This is a genomic window from Glutamicibacter sp. NPDC087583, from assembly GCF_044743685.1.
GTDB lineage: Bacteria > Actinomycetota > Actinomycetes > Actinomycetales > Micrococcaceae > Glutamicibacter.
In genome coordinates this window covers 170212-196080 of the sequence record NZ_JBIUWY010000002.1, presented here as the reverse complement: position 1 = coordinate 196080, position 25869 = coordinate 170212, and the positions used below count along the sequence as shown (strand labels likewise).

Below are 25869 nucleotides of genomic sequence, written 5' to 3'. Positions count from 1 at the left end.
GAAGTTCCGGGAACCAGCCAGCAGGCTGGTTCCCGGAACTTTTTTGCTGCCCTGAGTGCTACGCGTTGTCGGCTAGCGAGTGCTGAAGCAAAGCGGTGGTGCGATAGGGGACGAGCTCGGCCATGGATAGTGCCGAGTCCGCACGATTCACTCCGTCTATATGCAGCAGCTGTCCATGGACCCGAAACAGCTCCTCGGCGTCTTTGGCCGCTACCCGCACCAAGATGTCGGCAGAGCCGGTGAGCCCGTGTGCTTCAAGCACCTCGGGGATGGCTTCGAGCTTGGCGGCGATGTCCCCGAGATGGCGTTGCTCAACATGCAGCTCGACAAAGGAAAGCAGCCCGTAGCCCAGCACTTCGGGCGGGATGCGGCGGTCAATGGAATCAAGAACTTCATTCTCCAGGCGGGTCATCCGCGTCTGCACGGTATTTCGCCCGAGGTTCAAAGCCGTGGCGATAGCCGAGCCGGTGCGCTTGGCTGCGGTCGAGAGGGCCAGCAGGATGCGCCGGTCGGTAGTGTCCAGAAGTAGCATAATGTGCACGTTAGCACTGACCGGTTCTCATAAACAGTGCGTTTTGCTCTAATTCCAAAAACACCATTGTGCATCCTGCCTTGCGTGAGTAGCATCACATTAAGCGGTGTTTGTGAATGAAAACCCGCAACCGACTACGTGAGAGTAAGGATGCCGATCGTGTCCACACAGCACATTGACGTAGCCGCCGGATGCCTACCCACGCATCAGCTGCTGAACGTCGACGGGAAACGAATCCCGGACGAAGAACTTGACCATTATCTGAAGGACCTCAAAGAAGCGGACCTTGCAGATTTCCTTCGCGACATGGTGGTCCTGCGCCGCATGGACAATGAAGCCACCGCATTGCAGCGCCAGGGCCAGCTGGGACTCTGGGCCCCGTTGCTAGGCCAGGAAGCCGCACAAATCGGCTCGGTCCGCGCCACCGAAGCGGATGACTTCATTTTCCCTTCCTACCGCGAGCATGGCGTCGCATGGGCCAGGGGAGTGAAAGCAGAAGATCTGCTCAGCGTGTGGCGCGGGGCCCAGGCTAGCGGCTGGGATCCGAATGAAGTCAATATTGCTTGCCAGCAGATTGTCATTGGCTCCCAGGCTTTGCACGCAGCCGGATACGGAATGGGAATCAAATTCGACGGGGGCAAGCAAGTTTCTGTGGCCTACTTTGGCGATGGCGCCACCAGCCAGGGCGACGTGAGCGAAGCCATGGTCTTCGCCGCCAGCTACCAGGCGCCAGTGCTGTTCTTCTGCCAGAACAACCAGTGGGCCATTTCCGAACCAGTCCACCTGCAAAGCCGCACCCAGATTGCCGACCGTGCCCACGGCTTCGGGCTGAAGACCTGGCGGGTGGATGGCAATGACATCCTTGCAGTCTACGCAGCCACCAAGGCCGCCCTGAATCACGCGCGCAACGGCCTGGGCCCAACCTTCATTGAAGCGGTCACCTATCGCATGGGGTCGCACACCACCGCCGATGATCCAACCCGCTACCGCAAGAGCGAGCAGCTCGAAGAGTGGAAAGCCAAGGACCCTATCGACCGCCTGGTGAAGTACCTGCATGAGATGGGTGCCGATGTGCAGTCCTACGAGCAGCGTGCCCAGAACGCAGCCGATGATCTGGCCGCGAAGCTTCGCGTCGCGATCACCACCATGGAGGACCCCAAGGTGGAAGAGCTGTTCACCAATGTATATGCCGAGAAGCACGAACCAACCGAACGCGCAGCCAAGAACTATCTGGACTACTTGGCAGATTTTGAAGGTGGAGAGTAACTGTGGCAACCACCATGCTCAAGGCGCTGAACAAGTCGCTGCACGATGCCCTGGACGAGGACGAGAAAGTCATCCTGCTTGGTGAAGACATCGGAACCCTCGGCGGCGTCTTCCGGGTCACCGATGGCCTGAAATCCAAATTCGGCGAGCACCGCGTCGTCGATACCCCGCTGGCAGAATCCGGCATTGTCGGCAGCGCCATCGGCCTGGCCTACCGAGGCTATCGCCCAGTAGTGGAGATCCAGTTTGACGGCTTCACCTACCCGGCCTTTGACCAGCTAGTATCCCAGCTGGCTAAATTGCATTACCGTTCCCGGGGCCGTGTGAAGATGCCGGTGACAGTTCGAATTCCCTACGGCGGAGGAATCGGTTCACCGGAGCACCACTCCGAATCGCCGGAAGCATATTTCGCCCACACCGCCGGTCTGCGCGTCTTCGCGCCTTCAAGTGTCGAAGATGCCTATAGCATGTTGCGCCAGGCCATCGATTGCGATGATCCGGTCATCTTCTTCGAGCCGAAGCGCCGCTACCACGAGAAAAGCACAGCTGAACTTCTGGCTCCAACGCCAGACGGATCGCCAAAGGCCAAGATCATCCGACCCGGTGAAGATGTCACCGTGGTCGGCTATGGCCCGACCACTTACACCTTGGTGGATGCGGCCAAGGCCGCAGAAGATGAAGGTACCAGTCTGGAGGTCATCGACCTGCGCACCCTGGATCCGTTGGATATCGACACCGTGGCCGAATCCGTCAAGCGCACCGGCAAGCTGGTTGTAGTCCATGAAGCCAGCCGCACCAGCGGTATCGGTGCAGAAATCTGTGCCGAAATCACCGAGCGCTGCTTCGACTATCTGGAGCACGCCCCATTGCGCGTCACCGGATTCGATATTCCGTATCCGCCATCGCGGCTCGAAAGCCACCACCTGCCCGATTTGGATCGAGTGATGCACGCGGTTGATACCGTGATGCGCCACAACGAGGCAACCGAAGGAGCTGCCAAGTGATGACCGCCCACACATTCAAACTCCCGGACCTCGGCGAAGGGCTCACCGAGTCCGAGGTGCTGAATTGGAAAATCAAGGTTGGCGAGCATGTTGCGCTCAACCAGATCATTGCCGAAGTTGAAACCGCCAAGGCAGTGGTTGAACTGCCCTCGCCGTATGCCGGCTTCGTTCAGGCTCTGCATGCCACCGAAGGTGAAACAGTGCAGGTTGGCGGTCCGCTGGTCACTTTTGATCAGGAGCCAGGCGCTTCCGGCGGGCAGCCGCCAGCAGCAGGTCCCGGAAATCATGGGGAAAGTGCGGCCGTCGAGCGCACCCCAACCCTCGTTGGCTACGGTGCCCCGGCAGACACCGGCAACCGTCCAACGCGAAAAGCTCGTGGCTCCCGCAACGGGGGAGCGGCGCAATTGGCGGAACCAGTTGCATCCGCACCGGATGCCGCGCCGGCCAGTCCTGAGCGCGAGCAACATGAGACGACTCGATGCACACCGCCCGTACGCAAGCTGGCACGCGATCATGGAGTCGATATTTCGGCGCTCGCCGGCAGCGGCGAGGGTGGGCTGGTGCTGCGTAGGGATGTTCAGCAGGCCATCGATTCCGTAGGTACCAGCACCTCATCGGCAAGGGGAAATGAGCCAGCGTCCTCGCCGGATGTGGACCGCCATGTGAAGATCACCGCCGTCCGCAGAGCCACAGCCAAAGCGATGGTGCAGTCGGCGTTTACTGCACCGCATGCCACCGAGTTCCTCACTATTGACGTCACCGAATCCATGGCGTTGGTGGAAAGAATGCGTTCGCATCGCTTGCTGAAGGACCGGAAACTCAACATCACAACGTTGGCGGCGCTCGTGGTGACGAGATTGCTGAAGACTTATCCTGCGCTGAACTCGACGTGGGATGAAAAGGCTGACGAAATCATTGAGTTCGGGTCAGTGAATCTGGGCATGGCTGTGGCAAGTGACCGCGGCTTGCTGGTTCCGGTGCTGAAAAATGCCCAAGCCAAGACGTTGCCCGTATTGGCAACTGAACTCAGCGAGATTATTCTCCAGGGCCGCGAAGGAACGTTGTCACCAGCCCAATTGACCGGTGGCACATTCTCCATTACCAATGTGGGGGTTTTCGGCGTGGATGCCGGGACCCCGATTCTACCTCCGGGGCAGGCTGGAATCCTGGCATTAGGCCAAGTGAAACGAAGGCCTTGGGAATACCAAGACCAAGTTGCCCTTCGCCATACCATGACTTTGGCTTTGTCCTTCGATCACAGAGTGGTTGACGGCAAGGAAGCAAGCGAGTTCCTCGCAGGTGTCGGCTCGGTATTGGAAGACCCCGGAATGATGAATATTTTTATTTGAGCTTAAATAAAAACTGACCCGGCTGAAGTTATTTCAGCCGGGTGAGTAACCCGATTTCAAGCATTGCTTTCATGACTATTCATTGGTTGTTTCGCAATGTTTGATGTAATCTCATTCACTACGTGCTATAGCTCACGCTTGCCTGCACGGCTCTGCGAAATGCAGAAGCAGCAACGATCTGTTGAGGAGAAATAGGATGCGATACTCGCACGCATCTAAGGCTGTCGTTTTATCTGCAGCCTTGGCGCTGACCCTGTCCGCTTGTGGCGGCGGTTCCAATGAAACCGCCGGTGGCGAAGGTGACGGCTCGTACGTCGTCACCGCAAACACCACCGAACCGCAGAATGGCCTTCTGCCGGCTAACACCAACGAAGTTGGCGGCGGCCGCGTAATGGACCTGATCTTCACCGGTTTGGTCAGCTATGACGCAAAGGGCGCTCCGGTCAATGAACTCGCTGAGTCCATCGAAACCGAAGACTCCCAGAACTACACCATCAAGCTGAAGGCCGGACATACCTTCTCGGATGGTTCCCCAGTAACTGCTGCTTCGTTCGTGGATGCCTGGAACTTCGGCGCCGCGGCAAAGAACGCACAGCTGAACTCGTACTTCTTCGAATCCATCAAGGGCTTCGATGAGGTCAACAAGGAAGGCTCCAAGAAGGAAGAGATGGAAGGCCTGAAGGTAGTGGATGACACCACCTTCACCGTCGAGCTGTCCCAGCCTGAGTCCGACTTCCCGCTGCGCTTGGGCTACACGGCGTTCATGCCGTTGCCTGAAGCGGCCTTCGAGGATCCAAAGGCCTTTGGCGAAAAGCCAATCGGCAACGGCCCATACACGTTGACCGAGTGGAACCACGATGTGAACCTGAAGCTGGACGTCAACGAGAGCTACGACGGACCACGCAAGGCGGCTAACGCCGGCATCGACTTCAAGGTCTACCAGTCCACCGACTCGGCGTACAGCGATCTGCAGTCCAACAACTTGGACGTGCTGGACCAGATCCCGCCAAGCTCGCTGGCTTCCTACGAGACTGATCTGGGCGACCGCTCGATCAACTCGCCCTACGCTGGCAACGCAACCATTACCATTCCGGGTTACCTGGAGCACTTCAAGCAGGGTGAAGAGGGCAACCTCCGCCGTGCAGCGATCTCCCGCGCCATTGACCGCCAGCTGATCATCGACAAGGTGTACAACGGCGGCAAGATCAAGGCCGACGACTTCACCGCACCGGTACTTGAAGGCTATAACGCAGAGGTTCCAGGCAGCGAAGTCCTGGACTTCGACGGGGCTGAAGCCAAGAAGCTGTGGGAAGAGGCTGATGCAATCAGCAAGTGGGACTCCGGCGATGAATTCTCCGTCGGCTACAACGTTGATGGCGCTGGCAACAAGGAATATGTCGAAGCTGTCGTCAACCAGTTGAAGAGCAACCTGGGCATCAACGCCGTGGCCAAGCCATTCAGCTCCTTCAAGGAATTGCGCGAGAAGGTCACCAGCTACGAGATGACCGGTGCATTCCGTACCGGTTGGCAGGCCGACTACCCATCGCTGTACAACTTCCTTGGTCCACTATTCGGTACCGGGGCTGGTTCGAATGACGGTAAGTACTCCAGCAAGGAATTCGACGCCAAGCTGACCGAGGGCCTGTCCGCCACGGATCCTGTTGAGGGTGCGAAGATCTTCAACGAAGCACAGGAAATCCTGTTCAAGGATCTGCCGGCTATCCCGCTGTGGTACCAGGCAGTTCAGGGTGGTTGGAGCGAAAACGTGGATAACGTTGAGTTCGGCTGGAACGGTGTTCCTATGTACCAGCAAATCACTGGCAAATAAGTTTCCTTCAGCATTCGGCCTAATCAGAGCGAATAGAAGCTGAAAACTCGTCAAGGGAGATCCGAGCAGCTCAGGGTCTCCCTTTGGCGTGTCCGTCCTGCCTCGCAAAAATAAACGTCGATTACTTTATCGACGGAAAGAGGATAAAAATGGCCTTGTGCCCTCATGTGTCTCGAGGTGAGATGCAAGCATGTTAAGTTTTACCCTGAAGAGAATCGCGCAGCTGATCCCGGTGTTTATCGGTGCTACTTTGCTGGTGTACTTCTTGGTTTTCGCGACTCCCGGTGACCCAATCGCGGCACTCTCCGGCGGCAAGCCAATGAGTGATGCCACCCAAGCGGCCCTAACTGCGCAATACAACTTGGATAAGCCTTTTTGGGTCCAATACGGCCTGTACTTGAAGAACCTGGTGACTTTGGACCTGGGAACTTCATTCTCGGGCCAAGAAGTCAAGGAGATGCTCGCACGAGCATTCCCTGTCACTGCACGCCTGGCGATACTGGCGTTGCTGATCGAATCTGTCTTCGGCATCATCTTCGGCGTCATCGCCGGCATGCGCAAGGGCAAATTGTTCGACTCGACCGTCCTGATCGCATCGCTGCTGGTCATCGCAGTTCCAACCTTCGTACTGGGCTTCCTGCTCCAGTACGTGGTCGGAGTCAAGCTCGAATGGGCAAAGCCAACCGTTTCCGGTTCGGCAACCTGGGGCGAACTGATCCTGCCGGCCTTGGTCCTGGGACTCGTTTCTCTGGCTTACGTTTTGCGACTGACGCGTACCTCCATCATTGAGAACAAAACCGCTGACTATGTGCGCACCGCAACTGCCAAGGGCCTGAGCCGCAACCGCGTTGTCACCGTGCACATCTTGCGCAACTCGCTGATTCCAGTCGTGACCTACCTTGGCGCCGACTTGGGCGCACTCATGGGCGGCGCCATTGTTACCGAGGGTATCTTCAATGTCCCCGGTGTCGGCCACTTGCTCTACCAGGCAATCCAGAAGGGCGAAACCCCGACGGTGGTTGCCGTTGTAGGCGTCTTGGTGATCGTCTTCGTGATCGCCAACCTGATCGTGGATATGCTGTACGCACTGCTTGACCCAAGGATCCGTTATGCCTGAGAACCAGAACTTTAATCCCGAAGACGGCCTTCCCATCCGAAACACCCGTGCCGGCAAAGTTTCCAAGTACAAAATTGAGCACTACGTGGCCCCATTGGAGGAGACTCCGCTGCAGGCGGTGGATTCTGTCAAGGAAACCGGCAAGCCATTGTCCATGTGGGCTGAAGCATGGCGTTCACTGCGCAAGCAGCCGCTGTTCATCATCTCCACGCTTCTGATCATCGCCGTCGTGGTTGTAGCTGCGTTCCCGCAGCTGTTCACGTCCATTGATCCGACTGGCAACCAGGCATGCTTGCTGGAAAATTCCAATGAGCCAGCACGCCAAGGACATATCATGGGCTTCAACCTGCAGGGTTGCGACATCTACGCCCGTACGATCTACGGCACGCGTGCTTCGCTGCTCGTAGGCGTATTCACTACCCTCATCGTGGTGCTGCTCGGCGGTGCCATTGGCGCGCTGGCAGGCTACTACGGCGGCTGGATCGACACCATCCTGGCTCGTCTGGGCGATATCTTCTTCGCGCTGCCGCTGATCCTTGGCGCCATCATCGTGATGCAGCTTCCTGCCTTCCGTGAAAACCGAAGCGTTTGGACGGTTATCATCACCCTTGCGATCTTCGGCTGGCCGCAGCTGGCACGCATTACCCGCGGCGCAGTGATCGAGGCCCGCAACGCGGACTTCGTGAAGGCCTCGCGCGCGTTGGGCCTGTCCAAGTTCAGCGCTTTGGTCAAGCACGTCATCCCGAACTCGTTGGCACCGATCATTGTTGTTGCCACGGTGAACCTCGGCGTATACATCGTTGCCGAGGCCACGCTGTCCTTCCTGGGCGTCGGGCTTCCGCCAGACGTCATGAGCTGGGGCAACGATATTTCCTCCGCACGTACCCAGCTGCGCAATAACCCGACCATGCTGATGTGGCCAGCACTGTTCCTTTCGGTAACGGTATTGAGCTTCATCATGCTCGGCGATGCAGTGCGCGACGCACTGGATCCGAAGGCCCGGAAGGGAGCCTAAGCAATGACTCAGAGTGCAACTCCCAAGCCTCTGCTGGAAGTCAAGGACCTGGCGATCACTTTCTCCACTCCTGACGGTCCAGTGCACGCAGTGCGCGACGCCAACTTCACCGTGATGCCCGGGGAAACCGTGGCCATCGTGGGCGAGTCCGGTTCCGGCAAGTCAACTTCGGCACTGGCTGCTATCGGCCTGTTGGCCGGCAACGGCAAGGTCTCATCCGGCCAGATTCTTTTTGACGGCGAGGACATCGCCCAAGCGAGCGAAAAGCGATTCGTAGAGCTGCGCGGCAACCATATTGGCATGGTTCCGCAGGATCCGATGTCCAACTTGAACCCGGTCTGGAAGATCGGGTTCCAGGTCAAGGAAACCCTGAAAGCCAACGGCTTGGCGGGGGATAACCCGAACAAGCGTGTAGCCCAGGTCTTGGCCGATGCAGGTTTGCCCGATCCGGAGACGCGTGCGAGGCAGTACCCGCACGAATTCTCCGGTGGCATGCGTCAGCGTGCGCTGATCGCCATTGGCCTGGCCTGCCGCCCGCGCCTGCTGATTGCCGATGAGCCAACCAGCGCACTGGACGTCACCGTGCAGCAGCAGATCCTGGACCATCTGGACACCATGACCAGTGAACTGGGCACCGCCGTGCTGCTGATTACCCACGACCTGGGCTTGGCAGCAGAGCGTGCCGAGAAGGTCGTCGTGATGTACAAGGGGCGTGTCGTCGAATATGGCCCAGCGCTGGAGATTCTGCGCAACCCCAAGCACCCGTACACCCAGCGCCTGATCAACTCGGCTCCATCGTTGTCAGCACAGCGTGGAGACAAGCACGAGGCGATTGTTGATGAGGTAATTCCGGGCAAGGCCGAGCCGCTGCTGAAAGTCAGCAACCTGACGAAGGTCTTCGATATCCGCAAGGGGTTCGGCAAGAAGGAGAAGTTCACCGCGGTGGACAACGTGTCCTTCGAGATCCCCAAGGGCACCACCACCGCCGTGGTAGGCGAGTCCGGTTCCGGCAAGTCCACCATCGCCCAGATGGTGCTCAACCTGTTGGACAAGACCGAGGGCGAGATCATCTTTGATGGCGAACAGATTGGCAACCTGAGCGAGAAGCACTTGTTCAAGTACCGCCGACGTGTCCAGCCGATTTTCCAGGATCCGTACGGATCCTTGGATCCGATGTACTCGATATTCCGAACCATCGAAGAACCACTGCGCATTCACGGTATTGGTAACGCGGCATCACGGGAGAAGAAGGTCAAGGAACTGCTGGATCAGGTTTCCATGCCGGCATCCACCATGCACCGCTTCCCGAACGAGCTGTCCGGCGGACAGCGCCAGCGCATCGCGATCGCGCGTGCTCTGGCCTTGCAGCCGGAAATGATCGTTTGCGATGAGGCTGTTTCGGCGTTGGACGTGCTGGTGCAGGCCCAGGTGCTTGAGCTGCTTGATGAGCTGCAACGCGAAATGGGCCTTACCTACCTGTTCATTACCCACGACCTGGCTGTAGTCCGCCAGATCGCGGACAACGTATGCGTGATGGAACACGGAAAGATCGTCGAACAGGGAACGACGGACGAGATTTTCGATGCGCCAAAGAGTGCATATACCCGCAACCTGCTGGCTGCGATCCCTGGAGCTTCGCTGATCTAGCAGCTCGGAAATCCGCTGAATGGGCCGGTGAAACCGTAAGGTTTCACCGGCCCATTCTGCGCTTAACCTGAGCTCAATCAACGTCATATTCAACGAATATTTCAGATTTAATCAATCTGAAACAAACGTTGCAAAAATGTTATAAATCACTCCGCGAGTCAACATGCATGAAACAGTTGCCCGATTGATTTTTCCCAATCTGAAAGAAATCCTTGAAATCTCGGGGATGTGAGCTGGATCTCGTAAACCCGTGGGTAACAAGCGCGTTGCGAATGACTCTCAGGGGGAGAGTCGCGGCAATATCTGAAGCGCTTCTTTCTATATCCAAGCCAGAAAATTCGGGTTAGTCTATTGCTCAATGGATTGATCATGTGATCTGATCCACATTGGATCCACCGATCCAGCACTCGTATCGTTCAAGAACTCAAGGAGGCGAAATGCGGTTTCAGCGCGTTTCGAAAGCAGTAGCTGTAGGCGCAGCACTGGCCCTGGCCCTTTCGGCTTGTGCACCAGGCGGCGGAGACACAGGCGCCGATGCATCAAAGGATGCTGGCGCAGGTGGCGGCAACGGTTCGGCAGAAGCAGCAAACAGCGGCAAAGCCGATCTGGGTGATATCAAGACTGCCGAAGACAATATCAACGTCACCGTAGGTGCCCCGGAATTCCTGAGCTACAACGGCTTTACTCCGAACACCTATTCCACCTACAACTCGGCCATCGTGGACCGGATGTTCGCTGGGTTCAGCTACTTCGGTACTGACGGCACGCTGTACCCCAACGAGGCCTTGGGCAGCTATGAGAAGGTGAGCGACGATCCGCTCACCATCAAGTACACCATCAACGAAGAAGCCAAATGGTCCGATGGCACGCCGATCACCGTGGCCGACTCCGTGCTGGCATGGGCAGTGCAGAACCTGAACCTCAACGAAGGTGCCAAGGACAAGCCGCTGTTCAACTCGGTCTCTGTTGATCTCGGCGACACTGTTCCAGCTGGTCCGCAGGGCGACTGGGATGGCAAGGAATTCACTGTTGAATTCGCCGAGCCTGATCCGGACTGGGCCCTCCAGTCCTGGATGCTCCACCCAGCACATGTGGTGGCCGAAGAGTCGGGCATGAGCACCGAAGAGCTCGTCAAAGCCATTCTCGCTGGGGAATCCGACAAGCTGAAGAAGGCTGCCGATTTCTGGAACGAAGGCTGGATGACTGACCCGGGCAAGCTGCCCGATGAGAAGATCTCGCCTGTATCCGGCCCCTACAAGCTGGGTAGCTGGAAAGCTGGAGAGTCCGTAACCCTGGTTGCCAACGAGAACTACTATGGCCCCGCGCCTGCAACCAAGGAACTGACCTTCCGCTTCCTTGAAGACGCAAGCATGGTCCAGGCATTGCAGAATAAAGACGTTGACGTCATTAACCCGCAGCCCACCGTTGATACGCTCGCGCAGCTGGAGAATCTTGGCGACGCTGTAGCAATCCAGAAGGGCGACACCCTGACCTGGGAGCACCTTGACTTCAACTTCGCCAAGGGCAACGAAATGACCAATCTGGAACTGCGCAAGGCCTTTGCCATGTGTGTTCCACGTCAGCAGATTGTTGACAACCTGATCAAGCCGCTGAACCCTGACGCCATCGTGATGAACTCCCGCGAAGTCTTCCCGTTCCAGGATAACTACCAGGAAGTAGTGGACGCATCCTACGACGGCCGCTACGACCAGGTTGATATCGAAGGCGCCAAGAAGATCCTCGAAGAGCAGGACGCTGTGGGTACCGAAGTACGCATCGGCTACTCGGCACCTAATGAACGCCGCGCCAACCAGGTCTCGGCCATCAAGTCCTCCTGCGATGAAGCGGGCTTCAAGATCGAGGACACCGGTTCGGCTGACTTCTTCTCGCCAAACGGTGCGCAAGACCGTGGCGACTACGAAGTAGCACTGTTCGCTTGGGCAGGTTCCGGCCAGATCAGTTCCGGCCAGAACATCTACGCCACCGGCAAGCCGCAGAACTTCGGCCAGTACTCGAACGCTGAAGTCGATGCAGCATGGGCGACCCTGGCAAGCTCGCTGGACCCGGCTGTCCATGCCGAGCAGACCAAGAAGATCGAGAAGCTGTTGTGGGATGACCTGTTCGGCATCCCGGTATTCGCCCACCCAGGCTTGAGCGCCTCGGGTTCGGATATCCAAAATGTCCGTCACACCGCAACGCAGGACCAGATCGTCTGGAACGCCGAGCAGTGGGTACGTGCTGAGTAATTGCCCCTAGGCAACGTACTTGCACAATGTGAGTGAGCACATGTGGGGCCCGATCAAAAATCGGGCCCCGCAGTGTGTTCAAAGGTCCCCAACCTCAAGGGCCGGCTCACTTCCGTGAGATGAAAGTAGGACATTAGAACCGTGTGGAAATTTATCGCCAAGAGACTAGGCTCAGCACTTGCCGTGCTGTTCGCCGCATCGCTCTTGCTCTACGTACTGGTAATCAATTCAGGTGACCCGCTCAAGGACCTCCGCGAAAGCAACGCGGATAACCGCGAGTACTTGATGGCCCAGCGTGTGGAATACATGAACCTGGATGCACCCTGGTACGGACGCTACTGGGACTGGCTGACCGGCGCCAGCAAATGCCTGATTGGCCAATGCGACCTGGGACAGAATATCAACGGCGTAGAGGTCTCCGGCTTGCTGGCCAATGCCGCATCGTCCACCTTGCGGCTGGTAGTGCTCGCTACGGTGATCGCCGCGGTTCTGGGTATCGCCATTGGCGTTTTGACTGCAATCCGCCAGTACTCCGGCCTGGATTACATCGTTACCTTCATGACCTTCCTCTTCTTCTCGCTTCCCGTCTTCTGGGCAGCTGTGCTGCTCAAGGAGTACCTGGCGATCAGCTACAACGACTGGCTGGCGGATCCGCAGATATCCCTGGGGTCATCCATAGCCATAGGCATCGTCGTCGGACTCGTCCTGCAGATGTTCCTCGGGGGCTCCTTGAAGCGCCGTGGCATCACCTTCATAGCTGCCGCTGTTTTCGTCCCGCTGGTGCTGCAGTACAGCATTTGGCTGAATTTCTACCGCTACCCGCAAATGGGCCCCGCAATCATCATCGTGCTGACGGCACTCGTGGCCTTGAGCGCCACTGCCATGAGCGTTGGCCTGAATGAAAAGCGCGTGCTGTACCCGGCGCTGATTACCGTCGTGCTGGTCTTGGCCATGTACTACGCGACCTTCTACATGCTGCTGGAACCAAACGCATGGATTCTCTTGTTCGGATTGGTCCTCGCGGTAGCGATTCCGGCAGTAGTCGGGCGCTTCATGGGCGGCCGCTTGCGCAAAGCAGCGATGTCCGTCTCCGTAGCCACCGGTGTTGTCGGTGCAGGATTGACCGTTGTCGATCACATGTTCCGCGCTTGGCCTGGTTTCCTGGATGTCAAGGGTCGCCCCATCGCGACCATCGGGTCGTCCACTGCTAACCTCGAAGGCGGTTTCTGGGATCACTTCCTGGATAACGGCACCCAGTTGCTGATGCCGACCATCCTGCTTGCAGTGATTTCTTTGGCTAGCTATTCGCGCTACACGCGTTCTTCCATGCTCGAAGTGCAGCGCCAGGACTACATTCGCACCGCCCGTTCCAAGGGATTGAGCGAACGCACCGTGATTTTCCGGCACGCGTTCCGCAACGCGATGATCCCCATCGCCACCATTGCAGCCTTCGACTTCGCCGGCCTGATCGGCGGTGCCGTGATTACCGAGCGCGTCTTCGGCTGGAAGGGCATGGGCGAAATGTTCGCAACCGGCCTGGATCATGTCGACCCGGCACCTGTGATGGCGTTCTTCCTGGTTACCGGTACCGCCGCAATCATCTTCAACTTGCTGGCGGATATCGTTTACGCCCTGCTTGACCCACGAATCCGAGTCTAGGAGGCATGGACCAATGAACATCCTTCATGCCTGCAACCCTAAGGACCAGCGATGAGCACCCCGAACAAGAACTTGAACGAGAACGAGCCGCAGAACCTGAATTCCGTGGCCGAGGTGGAAGACGCCAAGCTGGCCCAAATCCACGAAAAGCCGAAGAGCCAGGGACGCATTGTTCTCGAGCGCTTCGTCAGCCACAAGCCGGCGATGATTTCCGCGGTGATCCTGGTCGTCATCACCGTTTTCGCTTTCAGCTCCATTGGCTGGGGACCGATCCCCGGCTGGTGGGGACAGAACTTCTACCACGCTGGTGCCGTTGTGGATGGCGGCAAGCCGACCTTGAGCCTGGTCCCCGCCTGGCTCGGCGGCGAAGGCATCCGCATCGGCGAGCACCCCTTCGGGCAGGACTCGGTCGGCAAGGACTACTTCGCCCTGGTCATGAACGGCACGCAGAAGTCCATCATTATCGGCGTTGTGGTTGGCTTGGTCGCCACTGTCCTGGGAACCGTCATCGGTGCTGTTGCCGGCTACTTCCGCGGATGGGTTGACGAAATCCTGATGCGCATCACTGACCTGTTCATCGTGATCCCATTGCTGGTCCTGGCCGCTGTTCTGGGCAAGATGGCTGGTGCATCCACCGGTTCCATCATCATCCTGGCCCTCGTGCTCGGCCTGGTGACCTGGACCGGCTTGGCCCGACTGGTGCGCGGTGAAATCCTTTCGCTGCGCGAACGCGAATACGTTGCTGCCGCCCAGGCCATGGGTTCGAAGACCAGCCGCGTGATCTTCAAGCACCTGATCCCCAACACCATGGGCGTGATCATCGTGAACGCAACCTTCGCGATCGCTGGCGCGATCCTGCTGGAGTCCTCGCTGTCCTACCTGGGCTTCGGCGTGAAGGCTCCAGAATCCTCGCTGGGCCTGCTGATCAGCCAGTACCAGAACGCCTTCACCACCCGCCCGTATTTGTTCTGGTGGCCAGGCATGATCATCGTTACCATCGCCCTGTCGGTGAACTTCTTGGGTGACGGCTTGCGCGATGCGTTCGACCCGCGCCAAATCGGAAAGAAGCGCCGCCGCCGCGCCGGCCTGTTCGCCCTTCCAACCCGCAAGGAGAAGCCATGAGCCACGCAGCACCAATGAACGAACAAGGCTCAGACGGCTACGCGCTGAGCTTCACCGACCTCAACGTCGTCTTTGCCACCGGTGGTGCAGACGTCCACGCAGTCAAGGGCTTGTCCTTGACCGTCCGCCCCGGGCAGGTCGTGGCGCTGGTTGGCGAGTCCGGTTCCGGCAAGTCCGTCACCTCAACTGCGGCGATGGGCCTGCTGCCGGAAAACGCCAATGTCTCAGGTGTCGCCAAGGTCGGCAACGTCAACGTGGTTGGCCTGGACGAAGGCAAGCTGCGCAAGATGCGTGCCACCGACATCGCGATGGTCTTCCAGGAGCCCATGACTGCGCTGAACCCGGTGCTGACCATTGAGCGGCAGTTGACTGAAGCGCTGGAACTGCACGACATCGCCTATGGCAAGGAAGCAACCGACCGGGCCATCGAGCTGCTGGACATGGTGGGCATCCCGGATCCCGCCAAGCGCGTCAAGCAGTACCCGCACCAGTTTTCCGGCGGCCAGCGCCAGCGTATCGTCATTGCCATGGCGATATCCTGCGATCCCAAGGTGATCATCGCCGATGAGCCAACCACCGCACTGGATGTAACGGTGCAGGCAGAAATTCTCGATCTGCTGCGCGAGCTCAAGAATCGACTGAATACCGGCATCTTGCTGATCACCCACAACATGGGTGTTGTCGCGGATATGGCCGATGAAGTGGCCGTGATGTTCCAGGGCAACCTCGTCGAGACCGGCACCGTGGAGCAAGTTCTGCTGCGCCCGGAACATCCATACACCCAGCGTCTGCTGGCCGCGGTACCGCGCTTGTCTGCTCCGGCTGTTACTACTGCGACGCCCCCGCACAGCTCCGAAACTGCGCCTCCAGGACGCGAGCTGGTGCTTGAAGCCAAGGACCTCGTGCTGGAATACGACATGCGGGGAAAGATCTTCCGCGCCGTGGAAGAGGTGAGCTTCGATATTGCCAAGGGCGAAGTCCTAGGCATTGTGGGCGAGTCCGGCTCTGGCAAATCCACCATCGCCAAGGCGGTGCTCGGCTTGTTGCCTGTGGCTAGCGGCAGCTTGTCGGTCCAGGGCCATGATCTGCCGAAACTTTCCCCGAAGGAAGCCCGTGCGGTTCGCAAGAAAATCGGCGTCATCTTCCAGGACCCGGCAGCATCCTTGAACCCGCGTTTCCCTATTGGCGATTGCATCACCGAACCAATGGTGGTTCACAAGGTTGGCAGCAAAGCAGGGCGCATCAAGCGTGCTGAAGAACTGCTCGATGCGGTGAAGCTGCCGCGCAACGTGATCAACCGATACCCCCACGAGCTCTCAGGCGGCCAGCGTCAACGTGTTTGCATTGCTCGCGCGTTGACCTTGAACCCCGAGCTGCTGATTGCCGATGAGCCAACTAGTGCTTTGGATGTTTCGGTTCAGGCAGTCGTATTGGAAATGCTGCAGGACCTGCAACGGGACTTCAACTTCGCGTGCCTCTTTGTCAGCCATGATCTGGCTGTCGTTGACATGCTGGCTGATGCGGTCGTAGTGATGCAGTCAGGCAGGGCGGTTGAGCAGGGCATGGTGGATACCGTGCTGCATGCCCCAACGCACGACTACACCAAACGCCTGTTGGCCGCGGCTCCGGTGCCGGATCCGCATGAGCAGGCAGTACGCCGTGAGGCTTGGCGCTTGCTGAACAGCACGAAGTAGATGCTGAGCTGAACGACGAATAAGGGGGCTCGTTTCCAGATCTTTAACTGGAAGCGGGCCCCTTCCGTCTGCCCGGGAGAGCTGGACATGGCGAAAGCCGATTCCCCGGATCCGGCCTCGGTCCGGGAAAGCGATACAAGTACTTGCGGGCCTACGAGCAGGTGCTGGGCGGCGGAACTTGGACCAGCTGAACGAGAGGGAATGCCTCGGGCTCAACACTCATCGCTGCAGGAATCACAGGATGACCCGCACTGGCGTTCTTGCACGGATCGTGCAGCAGAAAACCAGCTCGGGCGGAACCCGCAGACGCCTGCCTGGGGCTTTGCGCCGGGCGCGGGACGATGCTGATCCAGGAAAGGACCAAGGGAACCTCGGCGGTAGAGGCCCGTTAATAGGCAAAAGCTGGCTCTCTGCCGAGAGCCAGCTTTTGCCTATCTTTTGGAATCTAGTCCAGCTGCATGACGTTTTCGGTAACGACCTCTGCGCGGGCGTTGGAGAAGATCTGCTCGGTGCCAACGGTCTTGAACCCTCGGCGTTCCAGGACCTTGATGGAACCTAGATTGTCCTGGACCACATGCGCGGTCAATGGGCGCTTGGTGTATTCGGCGAGGAAGGTGTCTACCGCGCTGGTGGTCAGTCCCTTGCCCCAGTACTTGGTCGAAGTCCAGAAATTGATCTCTGGTACTTCGCCGTCGAAGACCAGAATGGATCCAACGACTTCGCCCTCATGCTCGATGGTGCGAACCAGAACATTCGGATCGTTCAGAATCGAGTTCCAGTGGTGGTCGAATACCGCGCGGTCGGCTGGGTTACGCGCTTGATAAGCGGCCATGAGGTTCGCCTCGGGTTCTTGCTGATGAGCGAAGAATGCGTCCAAGTCGGAAGGGCGGACTTCTCGTAGCTGCACGATAAAGGCCTTTCAATCGTGTGGGTCAGCGTGCCGGTATTGGCACACCAGTGAACAATGGCTTGAAACCTACACTACCGGGGAAGTGAGTGCGGCGAGTGCCATGTTGGACAATAACGGCTTCAGGCCGGACTTTTTAGTCCTCGGCGAGTGGGCGGAATGAGCAGTCGAGTTCAGCAAGCCGAAGACGGCGTGCGCGCGGAATCTGTGCGACTGCTTGCTTCCGGTGGGATGCAATTTGGCCAGTTCCGTAGTCCAAAGCCCGATATAGGAGTTCTGGAGTTTGCGGACTAATGCCAGTTCGGCCTTCGGGAGCGATTTCAAATCACGGTCCTGGACCTGCAAAATGTCCGGGCGGGACAGCGAGAAGTCAGTGTGGAAATCAACCAGACGCGAAAGCACCTCCAGGGGAGTGCCGCCGGCTTCCGTGGCCGTGCAGCCCCCGGCATAGATATCTTTGGACATATCTACTAGCAGAGCGATAAGCACTGCCTGCTTGCCGGCGAAATGCCGGTACACGGCCGGACCGGATATGCCGCAGGCAGCGCCCAGATCCTCCAGCGAAACACCCGCGTAGCCATTCAAGGCGAACAGTCGAGTGGCTTCGCGCAAGAGTGCTTCTCGTCGTTCAGCTTTGGCGCGCTCACGCTCTGTTGGTTCATTGAGCGACTGGTATTTGCTCGCCAACACAATCAACTCCTTACGTTTGCCAAGCCTCGGTCTGGACAAGTGTGACCGCTGCCACTAATGTCAAAAATGTAGCTGTTTACCCACCCGTAGGCAGCAACCAGTTAATAAATATTAACCATACGCGTCGCGGCGTGTGCTTCCAAGAAACTCACGCACCTGGCGCAGAACATGACCGCCACCGGTTTATGCACATCCCGCAGCCGATGCCGGTTCGTCCCTCAACGAAGAGAGAGCCTGATGATTGATCTCGAACTCGACGACCAGTATCAAGACCTGGTCGACATGGTCCGCGAATTCGCCCAGGAAGTCGTAGCCCCGCAGAGCGCGCAGAACGATGCCAACCATGCGTTCCCCTATGACATCGTCAAGCAAATGGGGCAGATGGGTCTCTTCGGGCTGCCAGTCTCCGAAGAATACGGCGGTTCCGGCGGCGACTACTTCCACCTCGCGCTGGCGCTCGAAGAACTGGGCAAGGTAGACCAGTCGGTAGCCATCACTCTCGAAGCCGGCGTCTCCCTGGGCGCGATGCCGATCTACCGCTTTGGCAGCGAGGGCCAGAAGCAGAAGTGGCTGCCAGCCCTGGCCGCCGGCGAACGCTTGGCCGGTTTTGGCCTGACCGAACCCGGTGCAGGCTCCGACGCCTCAGCTTCCTTGACCAAAGCGAAACTGGAAAATGGCGAATGGGTTATCGATGGCGCCAAAGAATTCATAACCAACTCCGGTACCGACATCACTTCCCTCGTCACGGCCACCGCTGTCACCGGTGTCGACGAAGCAACCGGCAAGAAGGAAATCTCGGCAATCATCGTGCCGACGGGAACCGAAGGATTCACCGCGGAGAAGGCCTACGACAAGGTGGGTTGGCGTGCCAGTGACACCCATCCGCTGAGCTTCAGCAGCGTGCGAGTTCCGGAGGAGAACCTGCTTGGCGAGCGCGGACGCGGATACGCCTACTTCTTGGAAATTCTCGATGAGGGACGTATCGCCATCGCGGCGTTGGCCACCGGAGCCGCCCAGGGTTGCCTCGACGAGGCGGTGAAGTATGCCAAGACACGGACTTCCTTCGGCCAGGCCATCGGCCAGTACCAAGGCATCTCCTTCATGATCGCTCGCATGGCTTCGCGCGCCCACACGGCCCGTCTGGCCTACTACGCGGCGGCGGCGAAGATGCTCGCCGGCAAGGACTTCAAGATCGAAGCCGCGCATGCCAAGCTGATTGCCAGCGAAGCGGCGATGGATAACGCCCGTGATGCTACCCAGATCTTTGGCGGCTACGGATTCATGAATGAGTCATTGGTTGCACGGCACTACCGCGATTCGAAGATCCTGGAAATCGGCGAAGGAACCACGCAGGTCCAGCAGATGCTCATTGCCCGCAGCTTAGGTCTCTGATTCTTGCCAGAGGGGGCGCTGCATCCTGATTTTGGGGTGTGGCGCTCTTTGGGCGCTCACAGTAAAACGAACCATAATGGGTAGGGTGAGCTCCCAGAAAACTTTCATTCCAGCCGGACATCCCCGTCGCGTCAGCCTGATCGGTTCCACCGGTTCCATCGGCACGCAGGGACTGGACGTCATCGAAAACGCATCCGGACAATTCTCCGTGGCAGCGCTGTCCGGTGGGTACAACCTTGAATTACTGGCTCGCCAGGCAATTAAGCACCGCCCTGCGCTCGTTGGCAGCGCGGTGGAATCCAAGGAGGAGCTTGCCGCGGCCATTAAGCGAGCCGCAGAAGATGCATCGGTAACCGGATACACTCCCGAGCTGGTGGCCGGCGCGCATGCGGCAACCGAGGTTGCCGCTTTCGCCGAGGCCGACGTGGTGCTCAATGGCATCACCGGTGCCATTGGCCTAGCCCCGACCATTGCTGCCTTGGAAGCCGGCCACCTGCTGGCACTGGCCAATAAGGAATCCCTGATCATCGGAGGCCAGGTAGTCAAGCGGATCGCGGCACCAGGCCAGATCTCGCCCGTTGATTCCGAGCACTCCGCCCTCGCACAGGCCCTGCGCTCTGGCGCGCCCGAGGAAGTGGCCAAGCTGCTGGTGACTGCCTCTGGCGGTCCATTCTTCGGCTACAGCCATGAGCAGCTGCGTGATGTCACCCCCGCCCAGGCGCTGGCTCATCCAACCTGGGACATGGGGCGCATGGTCACCACCAACTCGGCCACCATGGTCAACAAGGCTTTGGAAGTCATCGAAGCCCACCTGCTGTTCGACGTGCCACTGGAAAAGATCGAGCCTGTGGTGCATCGCCAGTCAATCATTCACTCGATGGTGGAGTTCATCGACGGTTCGGTGATCGCCCAGGCATCGCCGCCGGATATGCGCCTGCCGATCGCTTTGGGCATTAATTGGCCGCATCGGGTTACCGGTGCCGCGAAGGCTTGCGATTTCTCCACCGCAGCAAGCTGGACCTTCGAACCACTGGATGAGGAGGTCTTCAGCGCTGTAAAGCTTGCCAAGCAGGCCGCAGCGTCGTCGGGAACGCATATGGCTGTCTATAACGCCGCCAACGAAATTGCAGTGGATGCCTTCCATGATGGAAAGATCCGCTTCACCGACATCGTTGAGACCGTGGAACGGGCCTTGGACGAGTACACCCCGATGAGCGCAGCGCTATCGGTCGAAACAGTGCTGGAAACAGACCGCTGGGCCCGCGCCCATGCAACGAAGATCATCGAGGCCAAAGCATGAGTGCATTGCTGTTCATCGGCGGCGTCCTATTCATGGTGGTAGCCGTCGGGCTTTCCATTGCGCTGCATGAAATCGGGCACCTGGTACCCGCGAAACTGTTCAAGCTGCGCGTTCCGCAGTACATGATCGGTTTCGGCAAAACGCTGGTTTCCTTCAAGCGTGGCGAAACGCAATACGGCATCAAGGCCCTGCCCCTGGGCGGCTACATCTCGATGGTGGGCATGTACCCGCCACGCGACCAGGTCGTCTCGGATGCTTCCGTGAAGAAGCCGAATCTCTTCCAGAAGGTCTTCGGACAGATGGTGGATGACGCACGCTCGCAGGCCAACGAGAACGTGCTGCCCAGCGATGAAGGCCGGCTGTTCTACCAGCTGCCGATCTACAAGCGCGTCATCATCATGCTCGGTGGCCCAATCATGAACCTGGTCATCGGGTTCGTGGTGATCGGCATCGTGCTGACCAGCTTCGGCCAGGCTACGCCAACCACCACGGTCTCCGAGGTGTACCAGTGCATTGCCAGCGCACAGAACGCAGAGCAGGCCGAATGCACCGACAAGGATGTCCCAGCGCCGGCTTACGAGGCAGGCCTCCTGCCAGGGGACACGATCACCGCCGTAAACGGCACCGCTGTTGCGGAAGCTGAATGGAATAAGCTCACCGATGTCATCCGCGATCATCCAGGAGAACCCATCACCCTGGACTATGCCCGCGACGGGCAGATTCGCACCACCGAGCTGACTCCGTACCTGACCGAACGCCCGGCGACCGACAAAAATGGCTACGTGCTGCTCGATGAGCAGGGCGAATACATCATGACCAAGGTCGGTTTCGTCGGGATGGGCTCCTTGCAGCGGGACCTGACCCAGCCGCTGAGCGCGGTTCCCGGCGTGATCGGGGATCAGTTGCTGAGAATTGGCGATGTCATCCTGCACCTGCCCCAGCGCATGGTGGATGTCGCCCAAGCTGCTTTTGGCAGCGAGGAACGCGACCCGAATGGGCCGGTGTCCATCGTGGGCGTTGGGCGCATTGCCGGAGAGATCAGCGCGGAGGATTCCATCTCGGTAGCTGACAAATTCGCAACCTTGCTGTCATTGGTGGGCGGTTTGAACTTGGCCCTGTTCGCCTTCAACCTGATCCCGCTGCTGCCGCTGGATGGCGGCCACGTGGTGGGCGCGCTGTATGAGGGGCTGAAGCGCACAGTTGCCAGGATCTTCAGGATCAAGAAGGTACGGCCTGTGGACACGGTCAAGCTATTGCCGCTGACTTATGTCGTGGTGGTAGCGATGCTGGTCATGGGCGGGCTCTTAATATATGCGGATATCTTCAAGCCGATACAGCTGTTCTAAGCAGGGAGAAATATGCTGTAGGCATGACTGTTTTTGCTGTTGAATACGCGTACGCCGAGAACTCCACCGAGCTGCGCAATGAACACCGTCCAGCACACCGCCAGTACCTTTGCGGCTTCCTCGGCGAAGGTGCGGTACGCCTTCTTGCTTCGGGGCCGACCCCGGTCAACGACGGCGCGCTGTTGATCTTCGCGGCAGAATCGCAAGCTGCGCTGGACGAAGTGCTTTCCAATGATCCTTTCCAGAAGGTTGGCGGAATCGGCGCGGCCACCGTCACCGAATGGAACCCGGTAATTGGCCTGCTGGAGGATTTCGCGTCCTAGGCGATAGGTACCTTGCACCAGCCTCCGCTGTTCTTTTCCGAGAACAGCGGAGGCTGCCTGCATTAAACAGCTCGGATGGCGCAGACTGGTAGGGGAGAGGAAGTGGAAAACATCATGGATGTGCAGATCACGTCAACGCTGGCGATCCCTGCAACCGAGCTGAACTGGCATTTCTCCCGTTCCTCGGGCCCCGGCGGGCAGCATGTGAATACCTCGGACTCACGGGTGGAACTCACCTGGGTAATTGGCGCTTCGCGGGCCTTGTCCGACTGGCAGCGTCAGCGCTTGCTGGCGAAGCTCGGACCTCGCTTGGTGGCCGGGGCCATCGTCGTGACTGCTTCCGAAGAACGATCGCAATGGCGCAACCGCCAGCTCGCCCAAGAGAAGTTGGGGCGCATCGTGGAAAAAGCGCTGGCGCCGGATGCACCGGCACGCAGGGCAACGAAACCTACCCGCGGTTCTCACCGGCGCAGGCTGAGTGCCAAAGCTACTCGCTCAGCCACCAAGCAACTTCGCCGCAAACCAGGGATGGACTGATCCCAGCGATCGACTACTGTGCTTCATGTCACTTTGCTGCACGGAATGGTTGGGGTGGGGAAACGGTTGAAAGTAGGTGAAGCGTCAGCTTTCTATTATTTTGCCTTTAGGAGAACACCCTATGACCACCAAGGTCCTCACCCTCGTCGGTTCCCTGCGCAACGGTTCGACCAACCAGCAGCTGGCCGAAGCCACTTCGCACAACGCACCTGAAGGCATGGAAGTTTCCGTGTTCAGCGGCTTGGAGAACATTCCTTTCTACAACGAGGACCACGACGTGGAAGGTGGCGTTCCTGCCGCCGCCCAGGCCCTGCGCGACGCAGCCGGTGACGCCGATGCGCTGATGCTGGTCACTCCTGAGTACAACGGCACCATGCCAGCTGTCCTGAAGAACGCCATTGACTGGCTGTCCCGCCCCTTCGGTGCCGGTGCACTCAAGGACATGCCAACCGTGGTCGTTGGCACCGCTTTCGGACAGTACGGTGGCGTCTGGGCGCAGGACGAAGCGCGCAAGGCACTGAACATCGCCGGCGCCAACGTGCTGGAAAACGTCAAGCTGGCTATCCCTAACTCGGTAGTACGCTTCGCTGAACTGCACCCGAAGGATGACGCTGAAGTTGTCGAGCAGGTCTCTGGCGTGCTGAGCAGCATCAAGGAAATCGCCGAAGCCAACTAGGTTTTCACGATCCCCGGAAGCTCAATAGTGCAAGAAAGGCCACGGTAACCGTGGCCTTTCTCGCATGAGTACCCGCTCACCGCGATACGGTGACATACTTGGACTAGAGAAATACCCACAATCTATTCGGAGGCGTCCATTGACTTCGGTCAGCCTAGGCATGCCGGCAGGCCCACCGCCGGTACTCGCACCACGTCGCAAGACTCGCCAGTTCCAGGTTGGATCCGTAGGTGTCGGCTCCGACTCGCCGATTTCGGTTCAGTCGATGACTACCACCAAGACCCACGACATCAACGCCACCTTGCAGCAGATTGCCGAGCTGACCGCTGCCGGTTGCGACATCGTGCGTGTGGCCTGCCCAACGGATAAGGATGCGGAAGCGCTGAAGATCATTGCGATGAAGTCGCAGATCCCGGTGATCGCCGATATCCACTTCCAGCCAAAGTACGTCTACGCTGCCATCGAAGCAGGCTGTGGCGCGGTGCGCGTGAACCCCGGCAATATCCGCCAGTTCGATGACCAGGTCAAGGAAATCGCGCAGGCCGCCAAGGACCACGGCACCTCCATTCGCATCGGCGTCAATGCTGGCTCGCTGGATCGCCGCTTGCTGCAGAAGTACGGCAAGGCCACCCCTGAAGCGCTGGTTGAATCAGCTGTTTGGGAAGCTTCCCTATTTGAAGAGCATGGATTCCATGACTTCAAGATCTCGGTAAAGCACAACGACCCTGTGATCATGGTCCGTGCCTACGAGATGCTGGCCGAACGCGGGGACTGGCCACTGCACCTGGGCGTGACCGAAGCCGGTCCAGCATTCCAGGGCACCATCAAGTCCGCCACCGCTTTCGGTGCACTGCTCTCCAAGGGCATTGGCGACACCATTCGCGTATCGCTGTCCGCTCCACCGGTAGAAGAGGTGAAGGTCGGCAACCAGATTCTGGAATCGTTGAACCTGCGCCCCCGCAAGCTGGACATCGTTTCTTGCCCGTCCTGCGGTCGTGCCCAGGTGGATGTCTACACCTTGGCCGAGCAGGTTACCGCTGGGCTCGAAGGCATGAAGGCTCCATTGCGCGTGGCAGTAATGGGCTGCGTTGTCAACGGACCGGGCGAAGCCCGCGACGCTGACCTCGGCGTTGCCTCCGGCAATGGCAAGGGGCAGATCTTCGTTAAGGGCGAAGTCATCAAGACCGTCCCGGAAGATCAAATTGTTGAGACTTTGATTGAAGAAGCCAACCGTTTGGCAGCAGAAATGGGACTGGACAATGACGAGAATCCTTCCTCGGGTTCTCCCATGGTCTCCGTCAGCTAGAACTAGCCGCCGGAGCGTCGAGGGAGAGCCGCGCATCTTGGGCCGTCGTGATACGACAGCCCTCATTGAGCTGCTCGATCGCGACCCCGTCGCCAATATATTCACCCGTTCGCAGGTGAGCATCCACCGGTCAGCAGTCCCAGACGGGTTTGCGCACATCGTTGGCTTGGACGGCAGCGAAGGTCTTGAATCGGCATGCTGGGTGGGCGCTAATATGGCGCCCACCGCCATGCCGGAGTCCGATGCCCAGAAGTACGCCATGCATGCCATCGATTCCCGACAGCGATTCGCCTCGGTATTCGGACCGGCAGAAACAGTTCTGGCCATGCATGACGTCTTGCGGGGTGGTCCGCAAGAAATTTTTGATGTCCGGGAAAATCAGCCATTAATGGCCATCACCCAAATCCCGGAGGGAATTCGCCGCAACCGGATTCGGCCGGCTCAGGTTCAGGAATTCGACCTAGTCCTGCCTGCCAGCGCTGCCATGTTCGAAGAAGAACTTGGATATTCGCCGTTGGAAAACGGGGGAAGCTTCTACCGCAACCGTGTACGCCAGTTAATTCGTGAGGGGCACACGCTCATGGACTGCGACCAGCGCGGCAACGTGATTTTCAAGGCTGATTTAGGCACCGTCACCGACGAAGTAGTGCAAATCCAAGGTGTTTGGGTGAACCCGATGTATCGCGGCCAAGGCTTGGCTGCCGGCTACATGGCCTCCACGGTGGACTACGCGATGCAGTTCGCTCCTGTAGTGAGCCTGTACGTCAACGACTACAACACCGCTGCAATCAAGACTTATCAGCGCATCGGCTTTGAACAGGTCGGCACCTTCGCAACGATCCTGTTCTGAACAGCAGTGGCACGGGCAACGTGGAAATCAACCGGTTCTGCTCTTGAGCCACCTGCAGCTACT

Annotated in this window: 22 protein-coding genes; 19 read left to right on the top strand and 3 right to left on the bottom strand. The window is 58.6% G+C overall.

Translation table 11 applies throughout. From position 1 onward, the window contains the following. Positions 1 to 58: 58 nt before the first annotated feature. Positions 59 to 532 (bottom strand): Lrp/AsnC family transcriptional regulator, encoded by a 474-nt coding sequence (locus ACIOU9_RS07060; RefSeq protein ID WP_105657250.1) that lies wholly within the window; start codon positions 530 to 532, stop codon positions 59 to 61. A gap of 150 nt (positions 533 to 682) precedes the next feature. Between ACIOU9_RS07060 and pdhA the strand changes: the two genes are divergently transcribed. The 11 genes from pdhA to ACIOU9_RS07005 all read left to right on the top strand — a co-directional run bounded on the left by pdhA (position 683) and on the right by ACIOU9_RS07005 (position 16479). Further along, a complete protein-coding gene (pdhA, locus tag ACIOU9_RS07055; RefSeq protein WP_105657251.1) occupies positions 683 to 1798 on the top strand; it encodes a pyruvate dehydrogenase (acetyl-transferring) E1 component subunit alpha in 1116 nt (371 codons plus the stop codon). Positions 1799 to 1812: 14 nt separating this feature from the next. Then, complete coding sequence (locus ACIOU9_RS07050) at positions 1813 to 2802, top strand: alpha-ketoacid dehydrogenase subunit beta (RefSeq protein ID WP_105657306.1); 990 nt, start codon at positions 1813 to 1815, stop codon at positions 2800 to 2802. Then, the gene (locus tag ACIOU9_RS07045) at positions 2802 to 4151 is read left to right on the top strand and encodes a dihydrolipoamide acetyltransferase family protein (RefSeq protein WP_105657252.1); all 1350 of its coding nucleotides are present in this window, start codon (positions 2802 to 2804) and stop codon (positions 4149 to 4151) included. The genes ACIOU9_RS07050 and ACIOU9_RS07045 overlap by 1 nt, the downstream gene beginning before the upstream one ends. Positions 4152 to 4347: 196 nt before the next feature. After that, the gene (locus ACIOU9_RS07040) at positions 4348 to 5979 is read left to right on the top strand and encodes an ABC transporter substrate-binding protein (protein WP_105657253.1); all 1632 of its coding nucleotides are present in this window, start codon (positions 4348 to 4350) and stop codon (positions 5977 to 5979) included. A gap of 190 nt (positions 5980 to 6169) precedes the next feature. Further along, a complete protein-coding gene (locus tag ACIOU9_RS07035) occupies positions 6170 to 7096 on the top strand; it encodes an ABC transporter permease (protein ID WP_105657254.1) in 927 nt (308 codons plus the stop codon). Further along, entirely contained in the window at positions 7089 to 8111 is a 1023-nt protein-coding gene (locus ACIOU9_RS07030; protein WP_286134154.1) for an ABC transporter permease, read from the top strand. The genes ACIOU9_RS07035 and ACIOU9_RS07030 overlap by 8 nt, the downstream gene beginning before the upstream one ends. Before the next feature lie 3 nt (positions 8112 to 8114). Continuing rightward, entirely contained in the window at positions 8115 to 9758 is a 1644-nt protein-coding gene (locus ACIOU9_RS07025; RefSeq protein WP_105657255.1) for an ABC transporter ATP-binding protein, read from the top strand. 437 nt (positions 9759 to 10195) lie between these two features. Next, positions 10196 to 12004, top strand: coding sequence for an ABC transporter family substrate-binding protein (locus ACIOU9_RS07020; RefSeq protein ID WP_105657256.1), 1809 nt, complete (start codon positions 10196 to 10198; stop codon positions 12002 to 12004). A gap of 141 nt (positions 12005 to 12145) precedes the next feature. Then, positions 12146 to 13663, top strand: a complete 1518-nt coding sequence (locus ACIOU9_RS07015; RefSeq protein ID WP_105657257.1) for an ABC transporter permease — start codon at positions 12146 to 12148, stop codon at positions 13661 to 13663. A 51-nt stretch (positions 13664 to 13714) separates the two neighbouring features. Continuing rightward, positions 13715 to 14785 (top strand): ABC transporter permease, encoded by a 1071-nt coding sequence (locus ACIOU9_RS07010; RefSeq protein WP_105657258.1) that lies wholly within the window; start codon positions 13715 to 13717, stop codon positions 14783 to 14785. Continuing rightward, the gene (locus ACIOU9_RS07005; protein ID WP_105657259.1) at positions 14782 to 16479 is read left to right on the top strand and encodes an ABC transporter ATP-binding protein; all 1698 of its coding nucleotides are present in this window, start codon (positions 14782 to 14784) and stop codon (positions 16477 to 16479) included. The genes ACIOU9_RS07010 and ACIOU9_RS07005 overlap by 4 nt, the downstream gene beginning before the upstream one ends. 445 nt (positions 16480 to 16924) lie before the next feature. Here the strand turns inward: ACIOU9_RS07005 and ACIOU9_RS07000 are convergent, their stop codons facing one another. Both ACIOU9_RS07000 and ACIOU9_RS06995 read right to left on the bottom strand, forming a co-directional pair. Next, positions 16925 to 17386, bottom strand: a complete 462-nt coding sequence (locus tag ACIOU9_RS07000; RefSeq protein WP_105657260.1) for a GNAT family N-acetyltransferase — start codon at positions 17384 to 17386, stop codon at positions 16925 to 16927. Between the two features lie 69 nt (positions 17387 to 17455). After that, on the bottom strand, positions 17456 to 18076 hold the full coding sequence (locus ACIOU9_RS06995) for a TetR/AcrR family transcriptional regulator (protein ID WP_105657261.1): 621 nt from the start codon (positions 18074 to 18076) through the stop codon (positions 17456 to 17458). A 237-nt stretch (positions 18077 to 18313) separates the two neighbouring features. Between ACIOU9_RS06995 and ACIOU9_RS06990 the strand changes: the two genes are divergently transcribed. The 8 genes from ACIOU9_RS06990 (at position 18314) to ACIOU9_RS06955 (ending at position 25806) form a co-directional block, all read left to right on the top strand. Further along, the gene (locus ACIOU9_RS06990) at positions 18314 to 19468 is read left to right on the top strand and encodes an acyl-CoA dehydrogenase family protein (RefSeq protein WP_105657262.1); all 1155 of its coding nucleotides are present in this window, start codon (positions 18314 to 18316) and stop codon (positions 19466 to 19468) included. A gap of 76 nt (positions 19469 to 19544) precedes the next feature. After that, the gene (gene dxr, locus ACIOU9_RS06985; protein WP_105657263.1) at positions 19545 to 20768 is read left to right on the top strand and encodes a 1-deoxy-D-xylulose-5-phosphate reductoisomerase; all 1224 of its coding nucleotides are present in this window, start codon (positions 19545 to 19547) and stop codon (positions 20766 to 20768) included. Next, on the top strand, positions 20765 to 22114 hold the full coding sequence (locus ACIOU9_RS06980; RefSeq protein ID WP_105657264.1) for an RIP metalloprotease: 1350 nt from the start codon (positions 20765 to 20767) through the stop codon (positions 22112 to 22114). Before dxr ends, ACIOU9_RS06980 begins: the two co-directional genes overlap by 4 nt. A 23-nt stretch (positions 22115 to 22137) precedes the next feature. After that, positions 22138 to 22437 carry a YciI family protein gene (locus ACIOU9_RS06975; protein WP_105657265.1) on the top strand — a complete coding sequence of 100 codons (300 nt, stop codon included), beginning with the start codon at positions 22138 to 22140 and terminating at the stop codon, positions 22435 to 22437. A 114-nt stretch (positions 22438 to 22551) separates the two neighbouring features. Further along, on the top strand, positions 22552 to 22974 hold the full coding sequence (arfB, locus tag ACIOU9_RS06970) for an alternative ribosome rescue aminoacyl-tRNA hydrolase ArfB (RefSeq protein ID WP_105657308.1): 423 nt from the start codon (positions 22552 to 22554) through the stop codon (positions 22972 to 22974). 121 nt (positions 22975 to 23095) lie between these two features. Continuing rightward, complete coding sequence (locus tag ACIOU9_RS06965) at positions 23096 to 23650, top strand: NAD(P)H-dependent oxidoreductase (RefSeq protein ID WP_105657266.1); 555 nt, start codon at positions 23096 to 23098, stop codon at positions 23648 to 23650. Positions 23651 to 23789: 139 nt separating this feature from the next. Further along, on the top strand, positions 23790 to 24956 hold the full coding sequence (gene ispG, locus ACIOU9_RS06960) for a flavodoxin-dependent (E)-4-hydroxy-3-methylbut-2-enyl-diphosphate synthase (RefSeq protein ID WP_105657267.1): 1167 nt from the start codon (positions 23790 to 23792) through the stop codon (positions 24954 to 24956). Beyond that, entirely contained in the window at positions 24910 to 25806 is an 897-nt protein-coding gene (locus tag ACIOU9_RS06955; protein WP_286134155.1) for a DUF4081 domain-containing GNAT family N-acetyltransferase, read from the top strand. The genes ispG and ACIOU9_RS06955 overlap by 47 nt, the downstream gene beginning before the upstream one ends. Positions 25807 to 25869 lie beyond the last annotated feature (63 nt).

What these genes read in the sequence shown, in the direction of transcription:
- ACIOU9_RS07010 (WP_105657258.1), top strand. Translation starts at nt 13,715, where the DNA reads ATGAGCACCCCGAACAAGAACTTGAACGAGAACGAGCCGCAGAACCTG.
- ACIOU9_RS07030 (WP_286134154.1), top strand. Translation starts at nt 7,089, where the DNA reads ATGCCTGAGAACCAGAACTTTAATCCCGAAGACGGCCTTCCCATCCGA.
- ACIOU9_RS06975 (WP_105657265.1), top strand. Translation starts at nt 22,138, where the DNA reads ATGACTGTTTTTGCTGTTGAATACGCGTACGCCGAGAACTCCACCGAG.
- ACIOU9_RS06955 (WP_286134155.1), top strand. Translation starts at nt 24,910, where the DNA reads ATGACGAGAATCCTTCCTCGGGTTCTCCCATGGTCTCCGTCAGCTAGA.
- ACIOU9_RS06965 (WP_105657266.1), top strand. Translation starts at nt 23,096, where the DNA reads ATGACCACCAAGGTCCTCACCCTCGTCGGTTCCCTGCGCAACGGTTCG.
- pdhA (WP_105657251.1), top strand. Translation starts at nt 683, where the DNA reads ATGCCGATCGTGTCCACACAGCACATTGACGTAGCCGCCGGATGCCTA.
- ACIOU9_RS07020 (WP_105657256.1), top strand. Translation starts at nt 10,196, where the DNA reads ATGCGGTTTCAGCGCGTTTCGAAAGCAGTAGCTGTAGGCGCAGCACTG.
- ACIOU9_RS07060 (WP_105657250.1), bottom strand. Translation starts at nt 532, where the DNA reads ATGCTACTTCTGGACACTACCGACCGGCGCATCCTGCTGGCCCTCTCG.
- dxr (WP_105657263.1), top strand. Translation starts at nt 19,545, where the DNA reads ATGGGTAGGGTGAGCTCCCAGAAAACTTTCATTCCAGCCGGACATCCC.
- ACIOU9_RS06990 (WP_105657262.1), top strand. Translation starts at nt 18,314, where the DNA reads ATGATTGATCTCGAACTCGACGACCAGTATCAAGACCTGGTCGACATG.
- ACIOU9_RS07040 (WP_105657253.1), top strand. Translation starts at nt 4,348, where the DNA reads ATGCGATACTCGCACGCATCTAAGGCTGTCGTTTTATCTGCAGCCTTG.
- ACIOU9_RS07050 (WP_105657306.1), top strand. Translation starts at nt 1,813, where the DNA reads ATGCTCAAGGCGCTGAACAAGTCGCTGCACGATGCCCTGGACGAGGAC.
- ACIOU9_RS07025 (WP_105657255.1), top strand. Translation starts at nt 8,115, where the DNA reads ATGACTCAGAGTGCAACTCCCAAGCCTCTGCTGGAAGTCAAGGACCTG.
- ACIOU9_RS07005 (WP_105657259.1), top strand. Translation starts at nt 14,782, where the DNA reads ATGAGCCACGCAGCACCAATGAACGAACAAGGCTCAGACGGCTACGCG.
- ACIOU9_RS06980 (WP_105657264.1), top strand. Translation starts at nt 20,765, where the DNA reads ATGAGTGCATTGCTGTTCATCGGCGGCGTCCTATTCATGGTGGTAGCC.
- arfB (WP_105657308.1), top strand. Translation starts at nt 22,552, where the DNA reads ATGGATGTGCAGATCACGTCAACGCTGGCGATCCCTGCAACCGAGCTG.
- ACIOU9_RS07035 (WP_105657254.1), top strand. Translation starts at nt 6,170, where the DNA reads ATGTTAAGTTTTACCCTGAAGAGAATCGCGCAGCTGATCCCGGTGTTT.
- ACIOU9_RS07045 (WP_105657252.1), top strand. Translation starts at nt 2,802, where the DNA reads ATGACCGCCCACACATTCAAACTCCCGGACCTCGGCGAAGGGCTCACC.